The sequence below is a fragment of the Janthinobacterium kochi genome (assembly GCF_051380715.1).
Lineage (GTDB): Bacteria > Pseudomonadota > Gammaproteobacteria > Burkholderiales > Burkholderiaceae_D > Janthinobacterium.
Map to the genome: position 1 here is coordinate 250,924 of NZ_JBNYXO010000005.1, position 16,247 is coordinate 267,170.

15 protein-coding genes are annotated in these 16,247 nt (G+C 63.0%); 8 read left to right on the forward strand and 7 right to left on the reverse strand.

What is annotated here, in order from left to right:
* Positions 1-13: 13 nt before the first annotated feature.
* The gene (locus ACQ4WL_RS13760) at positions 14-931 is read right to left on the reverse strand and encodes a DMT family transporter (protein WP_436510276.1); all 918 of its coding nucleotides are present in this window, start codon (positions 929-931) and stop codon (positions 14-16) included.
* A gap of 127 nt (positions 932-1,058) precedes the next feature.
* Here ACQ4WL_RS13760 and ACQ4WL_RS13765 point away from each other — a divergent pair, with 127 nt between their 5' ends.
* The 3 genes from ACQ4WL_RS13765 (at position 1,059) to ACQ4WL_RS13775 (ending at position 4,945) form a co-directional block, all read left to right on the forward strand.
* Positions 1,059-2,477 carry an aminotransferase-like domain-containing protein gene (locus ACQ4WL_RS13765; protein WP_436510277.1) on the forward strand — a complete coding sequence of 473 codons (1,419 nt, stop codon included), beginning with the start codon at positions 1,059-1,061 and terminating at the stop codon, positions 2,475-2,477.
* Between the two features lie 98 nt (positions 2,478-2,575).
* Positions 2,576-4,495 (forward strand): molecular chaperone HtpG, encoded by a 1,920-nt coding sequence (htpG, locus tag ACQ4WL_RS13770; RefSeq protein ID WP_436510278.1) that lies wholly within the window; start codon positions 2,576-2,578, stop codon positions 4,493-4,495.
* Between the two features lie 72 nt (positions 4,496-4,567).
* Positions 4,568-4,945 carry a hypothetical protein gene (locus ACQ4WL_RS13775; RefSeq protein ID WP_436510279.1) on the forward strand — a complete coding sequence of 126 codons (378 nt, stop codon included), beginning with the start codon at positions 4,568-4,570 and terminating at the stop codon, positions 4,943-4,945.
* Here the strand turns inward: ACQ4WL_RS13775 and ACQ4WL_RS13780 are convergent.
* Positions 4,922-5,653 carry an alpha/beta fold hydrolase gene (locus ACQ4WL_RS13780; RefSeq protein ID WP_436510280.1) on the reverse strand — a complete coding sequence of 244 codons (732 nt, stop codon included), beginning with the start codon at positions 5,651-5,653 and terminating at the stop codon, positions 4,922-4,924. The genes ACQ4WL_RS13775 and ACQ4WL_RS13780 overlap by 24 nt on opposite strands.
* Positions 5,654-5,787: 134 nt before the next feature.
* On the opposite strand from ACQ4WL_RS13780, the gene ACQ4WL_RS13785 reads away from it, so the two are divergent.
* Positions 5,788-6,825: a hypothetical protein gene (locus ACQ4WL_RS13785; RefSeq protein ID WP_436510281.1), complete on the forward strand. Its 1,038-nt coding sequence runs from the start codon at positions 5,788-5,790 to the stop codon at positions 6,823-6,825.
* A 2-nt stretch (positions 6,826-6,827) separates the two neighbouring features.
* Here the strand turns inward: ACQ4WL_RS13785 and ACQ4WL_RS13790 are convergent, their stop codons facing one another.
* The 5 genes from ACQ4WL_RS13790 to kynU all read right to left on the reverse strand — a co-directional run bounded on the left by ACQ4WL_RS13790 (position 6,828) and on the right by kynU (position 12,734).
* The gene (locus ACQ4WL_RS13790) at positions 6,828-7,853 is read right to left on the reverse strand and encodes a leucine-rich repeat domain-containing protein (protein WP_436510282.1); all 1,026 of its coding nucleotides are present in this window, start codon (positions 7,851-7,853) and stop codon (positions 6,828-6,830) included.
* 2 nt (positions 7,854-7,855) lie between these two features.
* The gene (locus tag ACQ4WL_RS13795; RefSeq protein WP_436510283.1) at positions 7,856-9,922 is read right to left on the reverse strand and encodes a hypothetical protein; all 2,067 of its coding nucleotides are present in this window, start codon (positions 9,920-9,922) and stop codon (positions 7,856-7,858) included.
* 105 nt (positions 9,923-10,027) lie between these two features.
* Complete coding sequence (locus ACQ4WL_RS13800; protein WP_436510284.1) at positions 10,028-10,573, reverse strand: RBBP9/YdeN family alpha/beta hydrolase; 546 nt, start codon at positions 10,571-10,573, stop codon at positions 10,028-10,030.
* Positions 10,574-10,590: 17 nt separating this feature from the next.
* The gene (gene kynA, locus ACQ4WL_RS13805; RefSeq protein ID WP_436510285.1) at positions 10,591-11,463 is read right to left on the reverse strand and encodes a tryptophan 2,3-dioxygenase; all 873 of its coding nucleotides are present in this window, start codon (positions 11,461-11,463) and stop codon (positions 10,591-10,593) included.
* A gap of 20 nt (positions 11,464-11,483) precedes the next feature.
* Positions 11,484-12,734, reverse strand: a complete 1,251-nt coding sequence (gene kynU / locus ACQ4WL_RS13810; RefSeq protein ID WP_436510286.1) for a kynureninase — start codon at positions 12,732-12,734, stop codon at positions 11,484-11,486.
* Between the two features lie 605 nt (positions 12,735-13,339).
* Between kynU and flhD the strand changes: the two genes are divergently transcribed.
* The 4 genes from flhD to motA all read left to right on the forward strand — a co-directional run bounded on the left by flhD (position 13,340) and on the right by motA (position 16,227).
* The gene (flhD, locus tag ACQ4WL_RS13815) at positions 13,340-13,657 is read left to right on the forward strand and encodes a flagellar transcriptional regulator FlhD (protein WP_034758381.1); all 318 of its coding nucleotides are present in this window, start codon (positions 13,340-13,342) and stop codon (positions 13,655-13,657) included.
* A gap of 60 nt (positions 13,658-13,717) precedes the next feature.
* Positions 13,718-14,281: a flagellar transcriptional regulator FlhC gene (gene flhC / locus ACQ4WL_RS13820; protein ID WP_436510287.1), complete on the forward strand. Its 564-nt coding sequence runs from the start codon at positions 13,718-13,720 to the stop codon at positions 14,279-14,281.
* Between the two features lie 103 nt (positions 14,282-14,384).
* Positions 14,385-15,146 (forward strand): class I SAM-dependent methyltransferase, encoded by a 762-nt coding sequence (locus ACQ4WL_RS13825; protein ID WP_436510288.1) that lies wholly within the window; start codon positions 14,385-14,387, stop codon positions 15,144-15,146.
* Positions 15,147-15,366: 220 nt separating this feature from the next.
* The gene (gene motA, locus ACQ4WL_RS13830; protein ID WP_128139895.1) at positions 15,367-16,227 is read left to right on the forward strand and encodes a flagellar motor stator protein MotA; all 861 of its coding nucleotides are present in this window, start codon (positions 15,367-15,369) and stop codon (positions 16,225-16,227) included.
* Positions 16,228-16,247 lie beyond the last annotated feature (20 nt).

Sequence of the window (16,247 nt, forward strand, 5' to 3'; positions counted from 1 at the left end):
GCGTCAAGCGGGCCTATTTCAGCTTGCGTCCGATGGCCACCACGGCGATCACGGCGCCGGCAAACAGCAGGCTTTCACCCGTCAAGGGCTCGTGCAACAGCAGGGCCGCGCCCAGCAAGGTGAGGAAAGGCTGCAGCAACTGCGTCTGTCCCACGCGCGCCACGCCGCCCAGCGCCATGCCCCGGTACCAGAAAAAGAAGCCGATAAACATGGAAAACACGGAGATGTACGCAAAGCCCAGCCAGGCCGCGCCGCTGGCCTGCGCCATCAGCGCGCGCTGCGGCCAGGCGTTCCACAGCACCACAGGCAAGACAAAAGGCACGGCCAACAGCAGGGCCCAGGAAATCACATGCTGTCCCGGCATGGCTTGCGCCAGGCGTCCGCCTTCCGCATAGCCGAGTGCCGCCAGCAGCACGGCGGCAAAGATCAGCCAGTCGGCCAGGTGGAAGTTGCCGCCGCCCTGGCGCAGCGCAAACGCCACTACCAGCGCCGTGCCGAGCAGGGCCATCAGCCAGAAGCCCGGGGAAGGGCGTTCCTTGCCGCGCAGCACGGCAAACACGGCGGTGGCCAGTGGCAGGATGCCCACCAGCACGGCGCCGTGCGAGGCGGGCAGGCTGCGCATGGCGATCGACGTCAGCCAGGGAAAACCCAGCACGCAGCCCAGCGACACGAAGGCCAGCGGCAACCATTGTTCGCGGCGCGGCATTGGCGCGCGCTGCTGCCATAGCCACAGTCCGGCGAGACAGGCTGCCACCAGGGCGCGGCCCAGGGCGACAAAAGTCGGGTCGAGTTCGGCCACCGCCAGGCGCGTAAAGGGCAGGGTCAGGCTGAAGAGGGCGACGGCGATCAAGCCCAGCAACAACCCCTTGTGGTCATCGCTGAGGCGGGGCGGGTGAGTGGTAGAAGTGGCGGTGCTCATGTGTGAAGACATGGGTTTCCTGGTGCGTGCGGTAAGGGAAAGACGTGGATTTGTGTGATCCATGCTGCTATCCTAGGCGTGAATAGCAGTACAGTACAAATACACTTCCACACATAATTTCACATACTGTCATGGTCATATGAGCAATACACTCCATTTGCTGTCGCGCGCCTCGGGCGAAACCCTGATCGACCAGATTGCGCGCTCGCTGGCGGCGCGCATTGACGACAAGCTGCTGCGCGGCGGCGCGCGCATGCCTTCGATCCGCCAGTGCGCCGCCAGCTTGAGTGTGTCGTGCGCCACGGTGGTGGCCAGCTACGACAAGCTGGTGGCGCGCGGCTACCTCGAATCGCGGCGCGGCGCCGGCTTTTTCGTGCGCGAGCGCTCGCCGTTGAACACGCCGGCGCCGCCCGCTGGCGCGCAGGATGCGGCGGCGCAGACTATGGACGTGGTGTGGCTGATCCGAAACATGTTCCGCCGGACACCGGCCATCCCCGCGCCCGGCTCCGGCATGCTGCCCGCCGAGTGGCTCGACGGCGACCTGGTGGCGCGCGCCTTGCGCGACGTCAGCCGCCAGCCTGGCAGTTTGTTGCTGGGCTACGGCACGCCGCAGGGTTTCCTGCCGCTGCGCCAGCAGTTGCAACTGAAGCTGGCGGGGCTGGAAATCGCCTGCCCGCCCGAGCAGATCGTCACCACGGTGGGCGTGATGCAGGCGCTGGACCTGGTGGCGCGCGAGTTTGCCCGCCCTGGCGAGACCATCTTCGTCGACGATCCCGCGTACTGGCTGATGTTCGGCGCCTTTGCCGCCATGGGCATGAATGTCATCGGCATCCCACGCCTGGGGGACGGCCCCGATATCGCCGTGCTGGCCGAGCTGGCCGCCTTGCACCGTCCCAAGCTGTACGTGATCAACTCGGTGCTGCACAACCCCAGTTCGACCTCGCTGTCGGCGGCCAAGGCGTTCCAGGTGCTGCGCCTGGCCGAACAGCACGATTTCCTCGTCGTCGAAGACGATATCTATTGCGACATGCATCCCGGCGGCGAGGTGCAGCCGGCCACACGCCTGGCTGCGCTGGACCAGCTGCGCCGCGTGATTTACCTGGGCGGCTTTTCCAAGAGCCTGGCGGCGAACCTGCGCGTGGGCTTCATCGCCACCTCAAAGGAGCGGGCGCAGCGCCTGGCCGACCGCAAGATGCTCGCCACGCTCACCACCAGCGACATCGGCGAGCGCGTGGTGTATAAGATCCTTTCGCAGGGGCTGTACCGCAAGCATGCGGAGCGCCTGCGCACGCGGCTCGACAAGGTGCGCGAGGGGACTTACCGCAAGGTCGAACAGGCGGGTTTGCGCTTCGATCCTGCGCCGGCCGGCATGTTCGTGTGGGCGGACGCGGGCTGCGACACGAATCTGCTGGCCGAAAAGGCGCTGGCCGAGGGGCTGGTGCTGGCGCCGGGCAGCCTGTTTTCGCCGCGCCAGCTGCCGTCGACCTGCATGCGCCTGAACCTGGCCACCGTGCAGGACGAGCGCATCTGGACATTTTTGTCCCGCGCACTGGGGTAAACTGGGCATTCCAGGACATTCGACGGGGGCTCTTGAAATTGCTTGTACCATCCCCAACTCCGTAGCATCCGTCCCATCCACAAGACTATGAGGTAAAAATGGCTGTCTCCGAAAAGCAAACCCTGGGTTTTCAGACCGAAGTGAAGCAAATGCTGCACCTGATGATCCATTCCCTGTACTCGAACAAGGAAATCTTCCTGCGCGAATTGATCTCGAATGCGTCCGACGCGGCCGACAAATTGCGCTTCGAAGCGATCGATAACGATGCCCTGTACGGCAACGATCACGAATTGAAGATCAAGGTCAGCTTCGACAAGGATGCGCGCACCATCACCATTTCCGACAACGGCATCGGCATGACCCGTGACGAGGCGATCTCGCACCTGGGCACCATCGCCAAGTCGGGCACCAAGGAATTCTTCGGCAAGCTGTCGGGCGACCAGCAGCAGGACGCGGCCCTGATCGGCCAGTTCGGCGTGGGTTTCTATTCGGGCTTCATCGTCGCCGACAAGATCACCGTCGAAACGCGCCGCGCCGGCGTGGACGCTGCTGAAGGCGTGCGCTGGGAGTCAAGCGGTGAAGGCGATTACAGCATCGAAACCATCGAAAAAACGGGCCGTGGCACGGACATCATCCTGCACCTGCGCGAAGGCGAGGACGAATTGCTGTCGAGCTGGAAGATCAAGTCCATCATCCGCAAATACTCGGACCATATCTCGCTGCCGATCGTGATGCAGAAGGAAGAGTGGGACGAGGAGAAAAAAGAAACCGTCCTGAAAGACGAATTTGAAACCGTCAACCAGGCCAGCGCCCTGTGGGCCCGCAACAAGGCCGACATCACGCCGGAACAGTACGACGAATTCTACAAGCACGTCTCGCACGACTTCCAGTCGCCGTTGACGCACACGCATAACCGCGTCGAAGGGCGCAGCGAGTACACGCAGCTGCTGTACATCCCGGCCAAGGCACCGTTCGACATGTGGGATCGCAACAAGCGCGGCGGCATCAAGCTGTACGTCAAGCGCGTCTTCATCATGGACGATGCCGAGCAGCTGATGCCGACCTATTTGCGTTTCGTGCGCGGGGTGATCGACTCGTCCGACCTGCCGCTGAACGTGTCGCGTGAAATCCTGCAAGAGTCGCGCGACGTCAAGGTGATTCGCGAAGGCTCGACCAAGCGCGTGCTGGGCATGCTGGAAGAGCTGGCGAACGCCGACGAGCAGGACAAGAAAGACAAGTACGCCGTCTTCTGGAAGGAATTCGGCCAGGTGCTGAAAGAAGGCATCGGCGAAGACGCGGCCAACAAGGAACGCCTGGCCAAGCTGCTGCGCTTTGCCTCGACGGCCAACGACAGCGACGGGCAGATCACGTCGTTCGCCGACTACGTGGCGCGCATGAAGGAAGGCCAGGACAAGATCTATTACGTCACGGCCGACAATTACGCCGCCGCCAAGAACAGCCCGCACCTGGAAATCTTCCGCAAGAAGGGCGTCGAAGTGCTGTTGTTGACGGACCGCGTCGATGAATGGATGCTGTCCTTCCTGCAGGACTTCGAAGGCAAGGAACTGGTCTCCGTCGCCAAGGGCGGCCTGGACCTGGGCGCGCTGGAAGACGAAGCGGAAAAGAAAGAGCACGAAGAAACGGAAACCTCGTACGCCGACCTGGTGGGCAAGATGAAGACCGTGCTGGCCGACAAGGCCAAGGATGTGCGCGTGACGTTCCGTCTGACCGATTCGCCAGCCTGCCTGGTGGCCGATGAAAACGAATTGTCGGGCAACCTGCTGCGCATGCTCAAAGCTGCCGGCCAGAGCGCGCCGGAATCGAAGCCGATTTTGGAAATCAACCCGAACCACCCGCTGGTGACGCGTTTGAAGTACGAAGATGCGCAAGGCGGCAAGTTCGGCGACTGGGCCAACATCCTGTTCGACCAGGCCATGCTGGCCGAAGGCGGCTCGCTGGCCGACCCTGCCAGTTTTGTGAAACGCCTCAACGAATTGCTGCTCAATTCGGCGAAGTAATCGCCTTGCTGTCGAGGTAATCAAGCCGGCCCTTTCTGTGTGAAAGGGCCGGCTTTTTCTTTAAGGAGCTTCATGAAAATCCGCCTGATGGCGGGCCTGGGCGCACATGCGCTGGGCTGTCTGCTGTTTATTGTGTTGAGCTGGCTGGGTTTTTTCCTGTACACGCAGCTGTTCGGCAGCCTCGGCTCGCGCGGCGTGGCCGGTGGCCTGGGTTTGCTGTTGGTGTTTTACGTGTATGTGGGCACGAATCTGCTGCTGGCGCTGCTGCCGCCCGGCAGGGTGAAACCGCTGCTGTGTGGCCTGCTGGGCGCGGCGGTGCTCGCGTATCTGCTGCCCCAGCATCCGCTGCGGGCGATTTACTTCAGCGTGCTTGCGGGCGCCTTGAGCTGGCTGGCCGTGCTGGCCAGCGCGCACTTAACTGCACACTTAACCGACCGCCTGCGGGGCTGACAGGCAGTTGAGAAAGGCGGCGACCGCATCGGCTGCCGCTGCCGGCGCCGCCTGCAGCAGCATGTGCGGCGCGGCGATGTCGATCAGTTGCGCGCCAGGCGCCAGGTGTAGTATCTGCACGGCGTTCGCCGGCGGCACCAGGCGGTCGTGGCGGGCGCACAGGTACAGCACCGGCAGGCTGCCGCGCGCGAAGCTGCGCGAGGCGTCCGTATCCAGGATGGCGCGCAGGCGCTGGCGCAGCACGCTGGGTGGCACTTGTGCCAGCGCCGCTGCCAGTTCATCCTGCAGTTGCGGCGTGGCGCAGGGTGCCAGCAGCGCCTGGCGCAGGGCGAAGCCGGGCATGGCGCCAAAAGGGACGAGGTCCAGCAGGTGGCGCAGCGGCGCCAGCATCGGGCGCGGATTGCGCACAAACGAACAGCACAGAATCAAGGCGCGCATGCCGGGCGGTGGATTGGCGCGCAAAGCTGCCCCCAGCGGTCCCGAAAACGATTCGGCCAGCACGACGAAGGGGCGGCCCTGCGGCAAGCGCTCGCGCACGAACGCTTCCAGCGCCGTGTAGTCCAGCGGTGCTGCCGGATAGGCGATGGCCTGGGTATCGATGGCATTTTGCGCGCGCAAGGCGGTGTCAAAACGCTGGAATAGCCGGGCCGTGCCATCCATGCCGGGCAGGAGGACAAGCAAGGTTGAAGCAGGGGGAGAGATCGTCATTGCGCCCATCATAACAGCGGCACCGGCGCACGCGCCGTCCGCCAGCCGCATGGCATGGGCGCTGGTGCCATGCTAGAATCGCCAGCGCGCCATGCGTGGCCGCAATCGCGGCCAAATCCCCGACAGACAGAATCATGCATATCATTTTTTCGAATTACCGCACCCTGGGCGGCGTCTTGCTGGCAGCGGCTTGCGTCCTTTCCCAGCCCGCCGGCGCCACGGCGGCACCCTCGGCGCCGGCCGGCAAAAGCCTGTCTTCCCTGCTGGCCGGCGGTCCCTTGCCGCGCCTGAGCGAGGATGCGCAGGTGCGCGCGGCCCTGTTCGATTTCTTCGGCTACGCGCGTGGCAGCTACACGGAAGACGATGAACTGCTGCTGGCGCAAGCGCTCGAAGCGATCAGCGAAAAGCGCGACGCCACGCGCACCGCGCTGGCCGATGGCCGCCAGTTGCTGGCGTCGATGAATGACCGCAAGCAGGGCCGCGAACGGGGCGCCATGCTGCTCGACAAGCGCGGCGCCATCATCGCCTTTGGCCTGGTCAACGGGCATTGCCACCTGGAGGGCCAGCCACTGGTGAAAGTCTGCAATCCCGATCCGAATACGGTACTGACGGTGTTTCATCGCAAGGGTATGCTGGTCGGGGATGCGGCGCCCTTGCTGGCCTGGGCCCGGCAATTGCCGCCCATGCTGGCGCTGATCGCGGGCGACAAGGAAGCTGGCGCCGATGGGCAGAAGATCGCCAGCGTCGAGTATGTGCTGGCGCAACCGGCCTTGCCTGGCTGGAACCGCGCCCAGTTGCCGCCCGCCTATCCACCGGCGCTCTTGCCGCTGCTGCTCGATAAATCCACGGTGCTGACGTCGGCCGGCGCCGGTGTATTTGCCTATCCGCTCACGCTGAAGGGCAAGAAACAGAATAATGTGCTGGACCATGCCGAAGGCCGCCCGCCGCGCGACCTGGAAGTGGCGTTGCGCAGCTATGCCAGTTTCGATACGGTGGTCGAGCGCTACCGCCAGCTGGCCAAGGGCGCCAGGCTGCAGCGCAATGAACGCACGGCCTACCTCGATGGCAACATGGGGCAGGGCAGCTACCGCGTCTACATCCGCAACACGGGCGCGGACGGCGTGATGATCGACGTGGCATTGTGGCAGCGCAAGCTGGCGGCCGGCCGCTGATTTTAGCCAGGGCGCGCCTGTCCGTAGCCCAGTTGCGCCAGCTGCGCGGCGATGGCGTCGTCGCGTGTTTTCCTGCCGGTACGCAGGCGCACATGCGTCAGGGATGCGGGCAAGCCATGCGCCAGCAAGGCGTCGATGTCGAGCATGGTCTCGGATGCCGACAGCTGGCGCAGGGCGGGCAGGGCGGCCAGGCCGGGCAGGCTGTCGAGCGTCTTGCAGGTGTGCAGGTCGAGGCGTTCGAGCGCGCGATTGGGCCCCAGTGCGATCTGTCGCAGCTTGATCTGGTCTTCCACCCATAGCGCCTGCAGCAGGGGAAACCGGCCGATATCGCCCAGCGTTTCGAGGCCGCGCACGCGTATCACTGCCAGTTTCCTCAACAGCGGCGCCTCGATGTGCGCAAGCGATTCGCGGCCGCCCAGCTGCAACAGCAGCCGGTCCAGGCGGGTCATCTCTGAGATGAAATCCAGCGGCACCTTGTTCTTGATCCGGTACAGCGACAGCTCGTGCAGCGCCGGCAGGCCGGCCAGGGTGTCGATATGCTGGCTGTGGCCCTCGAGGACCAGGCTGGCCAGGTGCGCGTAGTGGCGCAGCGGAGCCAGGTCGATATTGTTCCTGGCCGACTCGCCCAGGTTCAGGTATTCGAGGCCGCGCAAATTGTCCAGCTGCAGGATGTCGGCTTGCGCCAGCTCGTACACGCCCAGGCTCAGGCGCTTCAGGTGGCGCAACTCGCCCAAGGTTTCCAGATACAGGGCGTTGCGGTGGCAGTCGATGGACAGGCTGGCCACATGCGGCAGCGCGCGCAGGATGCGGGCATCGAACACCCTCGGATCGTATCCGTAGATACGGATGGTCAGCGCCGTGCCGCAGCTGGCGGCCAGGGCGTCGAGGTCGGCCAGCAGCGGCCCCGGCTCGCCCAGGGTATTGAACTGCACCAGTACCTGCTGGCCGCTGGCGATGGCGGCGCGGATCGCCCCGGCGTCGATGCGCTCGGGGTTCTGGATGCACTGCGGCTGTCTTGTTTGGGTCATGGTCACAGTCCGATGGGGTAGTCCACCTGCCTGGGTGGCGGGCAGCCTTCCGGTCCCGGGAACGTCTGCTTGCCCGTGTCATCGTAGCGCTTGCCGCAATCGACGAGCACGCGTTTGTGGAAGGTGAAAATGCTGGCCACCTTGCCGTTCGGGTGGTAGCAGATATTGTCACCATCGCGGTCGGCCGAAGCGTAGCTGATCATGGTCTGGCCATTCACCGTGCGCGTGCTGTGGCCGCTGCGCGGCTCCGTGCATTTGAGCTGGCCGCTTTCATAATAGGCGTTGACGACGGAAGTGTCGGTGGCGCGGTCGACCAGCAGTTCGTCCTTGCGCTTGCCGTTCGGGTAGTTCGAATAACCTTCCTGGCGCTGGCCGTACTGGAAAGCGTAGTAATACTGCGGCTTGCCGTCCGGGTAGTACATGTGGTGATATTCGCACACATCGTCGCGCGTGCTTCCGTACTCTTTGAAGGTGCAGCGGTGGATGTCGTTGAGCAGCTGGCCGTCTGCATAGTATTCGCGCAGGTGCGTGAGCAGGCGGCCTTGGTCGATGACGGCCAGGCGTTCCGGCTTGCCGTTCGGGTAGTAGCGCGCATCGAGGCCCTGCTTCTTGCCCTTGTCCCACAGCGTATCGAGGCGCAGGATTTTTCCGCTGTCGTCGAACGCCTGTTCGCGCCCATCGAGCTGGCCGTTGCGGTAGGTGGCCGTGTAGACCACGTATTCCTTGCCGGCCGCGCCAAGATAGCGTGTACGGCTGCCATCGAGCACGCCCGCCTGGTAGTGGTCGCGCACGCGCAGCGCGCCTTGCGCATCCGTGTCGAGGGCCTCGCCCTGTTTTTTGCCTTTCACGAAAGTGACGCTTTGCGTGACCTTGTCCTTGAGCTTGAGCTTCCACGGGCCGTCGCGCAAGCCGTCGATGAAGTTGCCGTCGCCGTCTTGCGTGATCCACGCGCCATGGCGCGTGCCGTTCACGTAGTTGCCGCGCGTTTGCAGCTTGCCGCCCATGCTGCGCTCATGCGGGCCATTCAGCTGGCCGTCCGCGTAGGTGTCGAAACCCGTCACTTCGTCTTCATCGGCATAGTTGACGACCGTCCAGCGGCCTTCGCGCTTGCCGGCCCGGTACATGCCACTCTCGCTCTGCTTGGGATAGTTGAAGGACCACAGGCCTTCCTGCAGGCCGTTGACGTAATGGCCCTTTTCGCTGCCTTCGTGCATGCCCTCGCGTACCCACAGTCCCTGGCGCTTGCCCTTCACGTACTGGCCCCGTTCGACTACCGAGCCGTCATCCCAGGCCAGGCTGTAGATGACGGACGGGCCATCTTCGCTGCCAGTGAATTGCTGCGGCGCCGTTTCCCACGTCACTTGCCACAGGCGGTAATTTGGCAGGATACCGGCGCCCGCATCGCTGTACAGGGTGTAGCTGGCGGTGAGAAAACGCTCGCCTTTTTTCTGGAAGGTTTTCTTGTAGGTGATGGCGTCCTTGCCGCCGCCCGCCACGGGTTTTCCGTCATCGCTGTAGTAGCCGACGATGCTGCCTTGCGTATGGTCGATGGCGTCGACGTCCGTATTGCCGCTCTTGCCCCGCGCGACGCTGTAATCCATCGGCGCCAGTTTCGCCAGCGCCGCCTTGACCTGGCCCGCGTTGGAAGCGCTGCTTTGCGCCACGATACGGTTCAGTGCCGGCTGCAAGCCGTCCAGGCGCCGGTACTTGCCGGAGCTGCGGTGGTAGCGGTAGGCGCGCAAGCCGTTCTTGTCGCCCTGGCGGAACAGCACCAGCATGGTTTGCACGCTGTCGTCCGTTTCCTTGTCCAGTGAGGCGTAGAAGACGGAACGGATGACGGCGTTGCCGAACTGGTCGAGCAGCAAGGGTTTCGCGCTGCTGCCCTTGCATTCGCAGTAGTAGCCGTTGACGCCCTCTTTTTCCTTGAGGAAGGCGATGTCAAGCCCGCTGTCCTGCGAGGCATTGATGGCGGGATGGGCAAGGCTCTTGCCTTCGTAGAAGGGCGCGCCGTGGGCGAGGGCGGAGCAAAGCAGCAAGGGCAGAAGAACTGGCAAAAGCGGACGTTTCATCGTGAGGCTGGCGCCGGGGCGCCGCAATGGAAAGGCCACGATTCTGCCTGCGTTCTCTGATGTGGGCAAATGCGCTCGCGTATCGTGTGCGGCGCGCGCCCCGGTTCAGGCCTGGTGCGCGGCGCAAAAATCGAGCAGCAGTTGTTCGCCGTCCGGCCAGGGGCCGTAGCCGGCATCGCCATTGATATGCCCGGCGTCGCCGATCATGGTCAGTTCGCTGCCCCAGGCGGCGGCAAAGGCGCGTGCCCGCGCGAAGCTGACGTAGGGGTCATCGCCGCTGGCCACCACCAGGCTGGGAAACGGCAAGGCTTGCAGTGGCATCGGTGCAAAGCCTGTCGTGCCGGCGGGGTAGGATGGCGCTTCCACATCGCTGGGAGCGACGAGGAAGGCGCCGGCGATCCTGTGCGGCGAGCCGCTGGCCGCCCAATGGGCCACCAGCGCGCAGGCCAGGCTGTGCGCCGCCAGCACGGGCGGGCGTTCGCAGGCGGCGATGGCGCGGTCAAGCTCCATCACCCATTCGTCCTTGTCCGGCGTCTGCCATTCCCCATGCGGCACGCGCGACCATTGCGGGTGGCGCGCTTCCCAATGGGTTTGCCAGTGCTGCGGCCCGGAATTCCACAGGCCGGCCAGGGTCAGGACGAGAGGCGACATCATTGCTCCTTTTGAAATCAAAGCTCCGTGCGAAGGGCAAAGAGCTCCGGGAACAATACCACGTCGAGCATCTTGCGCAAATAGCTCACGCCCGCCGTGCCGCCCGTGCCCGTCTTGAAGCCGATGATGCGCTCCACCGTCGTCACATGGCGGAAGCGCCAGAAGCGGAAGGCCGTCTCCAGGTCCACCAGCTTTTCGGCCAGCTCGTACAGGGCCCAGTGTTTCGACGGGTCGCGGTAGACTTCCAGCCAGGCCGCTTTTACCGAGGCGTCGACGCTGGTCGGCAGGGTCCAGTCGGCGTTCAGCCGCTCGGCAGAGATGGGCAAGCCGCTGCGCGCCAGCAGCTTGATCGACTCATCGTAGACGGATGGCGCGCGCAGGGCGGCGTCGAGCACGGCATAGGTTTCTGGCGCCGTCGTATGCACGTTCAGCAGGGCCGCGTTCTTGTTGCCTAAAATGAATTCGATTTCGCGATACTGGAAGGACTGGAAGCCGGACGAAGCGCCCAGGTAGGGGCGGATGGCCGTGTATTCAGGCGGCGTCATGGTAGCCAGCACGTCCCACGCATGCACCAGTTGGTCCATGATGCGCGCCACACGGGCCAGCATTTTAAAAGCGGGGGCAAGGTCGCCGCTTTGCAGGTTGGCGCGCACGGCGTGCATTTCATGCAGCATCAGCTTCATCCACAATTCGCTGGTCTGGTGCTGCACGATGAACAGCATTTCGTTGTGGTTCGGCGACAGCGGATGCTGGGCCGTGAGGATGCGGTCCAGCGCCAGGTAGTTCCCGTAGCTCATCGATTCGCTGAAATCCATCTGCGCGCCATGCCATTCGGTACCTTGCTGGGCGCCCGCATGCATGGGGCAGCCGCTGCTGTTTTCTTTGCTCATGGTGTTCTCTTGGTCCAGGTTCAGGTGACGGCATCGCGCTTGGCGGCGATGTCATAGGCTAGTGTGTCGAGGATGTCGCGCAAGATTTCCACGGCATCCCACACGTCGGCAAAGCTGGTGTACAGGGGCGTGAAGCCGAAGCGCATGATGGCCGGTTCGCGGTAGTCGCCGATCACGCCGCGCGCGATCAGCGCCTGCATCACGGCATAGCCGTGCGGGTGCGTGAAGCTGACCTGGCTGCCGCGTCGCGCATGCTCGCGCGGCGTGACGAGGCCCAGCGGATGGCTGGCGCAGCGCTGTTCCACCAGCGCGATGAACAAATCGGTCAGGGCCAGCGACTTGCGGCGGATGGCTTCCATGCTCGTTTGCGCGAAGATCTCCAGGCCGCATTCGACCAGGGCCAGCGAGAGGATCGGCTGCGTGCCGCACAGGGCGCGGGCGATGCCATCGGCCGGGGTGTAGCCCGGGTCCATGGCGAACGGCGTGGCGTGGCCCCACCAGCCGGACAGCGGCTGGCGGAAGCGCGCCTGGTGCTTTGCCGGCACCCAGATGAAGGCGGGCGAGCCGGGGCCGCCATTCAGGTATTTGTAGGTGCAGCCGACGGCCAGGTCGGCGCCAGCGCCGTTCAGGTCGAGCGGCACGGCGCCGGCCGAATGAGCCAGGTCCCACAGCGCCAGCGCGCCCTGCGCGTGGCAATGGCTGCTGATGGCGGCCATGTCATGCTGGTAGCCGGTACGGTAGTTGACGTGAGTGAGCATGGTGACGGCGCAATCGGCATCGATGGCTTGCGCCAGTTCGTCCGGGCTGTCGACCAGGCGCAGCTGGTAGCCTCGGTCGAGCCAGGCGGCCAGGCCTTGCGCCATGTACAGGTCGGTGGGGAAGTTGCTGCGTTCGCTGACGATGATTCTGCGCGCGGCATGCGCGGGATCGCTGGCCTGCATCTGCAGGGCGGCGGCCAGGGCCTTGAACAGGTTGACGGAGGTGGTGTCGGTGATGACCACTTCGCCCGTGCCGGCGCCCAGCAGCGGTGCCAGGCGGTCACCCAGGCGCTTGGGCAAGTCGAACCAGCCAGCCGTATTCCAACTGCGGATCAGGTCCGTGCCCCATTCGGCCGCGATGACGTGCTGGGCACGGGCCATGGCCGCTTTCGGCCGGGCGCCCAGGGAATTGCCGTCGAGGTAAATCACGCCTTGCGGCAAATCGAATTGCTGGCGCAGGGGCGCCAGGGGATCGTCGAGATCGCGCGCGCTGCAGTCATGTCGAGAAATCATGGTGGCTTTCATGTTGATGCTTATCTTAATGGCACGATATTGTTTGAGGTCTAAAGTATTGTGCGGAAGCAGGCAGTGTAGCAAATCTCCGCCAACAAGCGGAATTTCCGCGCCGGACGGGGGCGGAAGGTTCCTGCCTGCGGGGCGTCAACGAAAAAAATCACAATTTTTAAAAATATTTTTCAAATCACCCTAAAGTTCTGCGATGCGCCGCCGTCAACGATTACATGAACGGTGTCAAACCGCTCAAAAAGAACGCGGGGCTGTTAAATATTTTTCGGAAAAGCCCTAAAGTTCCTGCCAAGGCAGCCGTTATCTAGGTAAGCAGACTTGATTTTGATCAAGTTGTTGTAAAAAAGTGATATTTTTTACAGGCCTGAAGTCGGGTAAATCTTGCCCCACGCCCACCTTCCACATCCGCGCCGTTACTGGCGTGCGACCATGATCGAGTAGTGTTTGTCAGACAAACACCTACGGTCCTGCCCGCCATTTCCCGACCAAAAATACAGTCCTTCGCCTCTGTTGCGTTTGATGTTGCTCCTGCAGAATGTATCTCACTGGCAACAAACAACGCCAGATGAATTCAACGGATTGAGGAGATGGAAATGACTGCTAACGACATGATGGCTGAGATTCGCGACGCTAACCTGAGCTACCTGATGCTGGCTCAGCAAATGATTCGTGCGGACAAGGTAACGGCCATCTTCCGTTTGGGCATTGCTGCCGAAATCGCTGAACTGATCGAAGGCATGAGCAATGCGCAGATCCTGAAGCTCGCTGGCGGCAACATGATGCTGGCCCGCTTCCGCTTCGACGACAGCGCCATCCTGGGCATGTTGACGAACTACAATAAAGACCGCTCGCTGGCCCAGTCGCATGCTGCCATTCTGATGGCCGGCCAGGGCGTCGAAGAAATCGCTTAATTCTGCAACCTTTTAGTCAGTATCAGTTAGTCAGTATCAGTCAGTCGCGGAGCACACAGCATGGCCAAGAAAAGTGTCGTATCGGAAGCGCAAGAAATCCAGCTGGCCATCGAGTTGATACAGCTGGGCGCGCGCCTGCAACTGCTGGAGACCGAAGTCTCGCTGTCTCGCGAACGCCTGCTGAACCTGTACAAGGAATTGAAGGGCGTCTCGCCGCCCAAGGGCATGCTGCCCTTTTCCACCGACTGGTTCCTCACCTGGCAGCCGAATATCCATTCCTCGTTGTTCATCAATATCCACAAATTCCTCGTCGACCACGCCGGCGCCACCGGCATCGAAGCCGTGATGAAGGCGTACAAGCTGTATCTGGAGCAGATGCCGCCGGAGGCCGGTGAAGAGCCGCAGCTGTCGCTGACGCGGGCCTGGACCCTGGTGCGTTTTTTCAGCAGCAAGATGCTGAACATGGCGCCCTGCGGCAAGTGCGGCGGCAAGTTTGTCGTCAACTGCCTCGACCTGAACGCCGATTATGTGTGCGGCCTGTGTCACATGCCTTCGCGTGCAGGCAAGACCAAGAAGGCGCGCGATGAAGCGGCCGCAGTCGCGTCGCCGAGTGTGACCGCCTGATACTGCCACCGCATCGTTCACGCCGGAGCCGGTCGCCATACCGGACTCCGGCTTTTTCATGGTGCTTTCGCTTACACTGGCGTTTTCCTCCTTTGACTAGCCCATGCTGCAACAAATCCTGCGCGCGCCCGCGCTCAAGGCCATCCTGATCCAGGTGCTGGCCTTTCCCTTGATGTTGCTATTGGTCTATGGTCTGGCGCACGCGGGCCTGGTCATGTCGTTGCCGGTCGTGGCCTTGCTGCAGGGCGTGCTGGCGGCGCTCATTACCTGGCGCGCGGGCCTGGCGCGCTGGTGGTGCGCCATCGGCCTGCTGTTTGCGCCGGCGCTGCTGGCGGCCAGCTTGTTGCACTGGCCCCCGGCCGTGTTCCTGGCGGCCTTTGTTTTCCTGCTGAGCCTGTATTGGTCCACGTTTCGCACGCAAGTGCCGTTTTACCCATCCGGGCCGAAGGTGTGGCGGGCGGTGGCCGAGCTGATCGCGGACCGTCCCGGCGTGCGCCTGATCGATATAGGCAGTGGTCTGGGCGGCCTGGTGCTGGACCTGGCGCGGCGCCGGCCCGATGGGCAGTTTTACGGCATCGAACTGGCGCCGCTGCCGTGGCTGGCAAGCCACCTGCGCGCGCGGCTGTCGGGGAGCCGCGCGCGCTTCCTGCGCGGCGACTACGAAGCGCTCGATTTCAGTCGCTACGACGCAGTCTTTGCTTACCTGTCGCCAGCGGCGATGGCGGCCCTGTGGAGCAAGGCGGAAAGGGAGATGTTGCCTGGTAGCATGCTTCTTAGTTACGAATTCCAGATTGCGGCACGCGAACCCGATAAGACCATCGCCGCCACAGAGGGTGGCCCTTTGCTTTACATATGGTGCTTTTAAGCAATTGTCTGCGTTATTTGCTTGCCCGGAGGGCAATCTCACGTTATTGTAGTTCCACACGGCATTTTCTCGAAATTGCATTGAAAAGCGGCGCATTTCAATTGACTTTCGGTCACTTTTTTTGCCGCTGTCTTCGTCGGCGGCGCAGCCGCCAGAGGGCAGGAACGGGTTTGAACATGCCGGGCACACAGTCTCGGCCATTATTGGGAGTCAGGGCACTTTGTTAGTCATAATCGGATACATCATCGTTTGCGCCTCGGTCTTTGGCGGCTTCGCAATGGCCGGCGGCCATCTGGCGGCGCTGTTCCAGCCGCTGGAGTTGCTGATGATCGGCGGCGCCGCCCTGGGTGCCTTCCTTGTTGGTAACAATAACAAGGCCATCAAGGCGACGATCGCCGCCTTGCCCAGCCTGTTCAAGGGTTCGCGCTATACCAAAGAGCTGTACATGGAACTGATGTCGCTGCTGTTCGAAGTGCTCAGCAAGGTGCGCAAGGAAGGCTTGATGTCGATCGAAGGCGATATCGACAAGCCCGAAGAGAGCCCCCTGTTTTCCAAGTATCCGGCTGTGCTGGCCGATCACCACATCGTCGAATTCATGACCGATTACCTGCGCCTGATGGTGTCGGGCAATATGGATGCCTTCCAGATCGAAAACCTGATGGACAACGAGATCGAGACGCACCATCACGAAGGCGCCGTGCCGGCCCACGTGATCGCCAAGGTGGGCGACGGCTTGCCCGCTTTCGGTATCGTCGCTGCCGTCATGGGCGTGGTGCATACGATGGAATCGGTGGGTCTCCCGCCGGCCGAACTGGGCATGCTGATCGCGCACGCGCTGGTCGGCACCTTCCTCGGCATCTTGTTGGCCTACGGTTTCGTGGGGCCGCTGGCCAGCCTGCTGGAGCAGAAGCTGGAAGAGTCGAGCAAGATGTTCCAGTGCGTCAAAGTGACCTTGCTGGCCAGCTTGAACGGCTATGCCCCGGCGCTGGCCGTGGAGTTCGGCCGCAAGGTCTTGTTCTCGACCGAGCGCCCGACGTTCAACGAGCTGGAAGACCACATCAAGAAATCGAAAACGAAGTAAGCAGTGAACATACGCCTGGA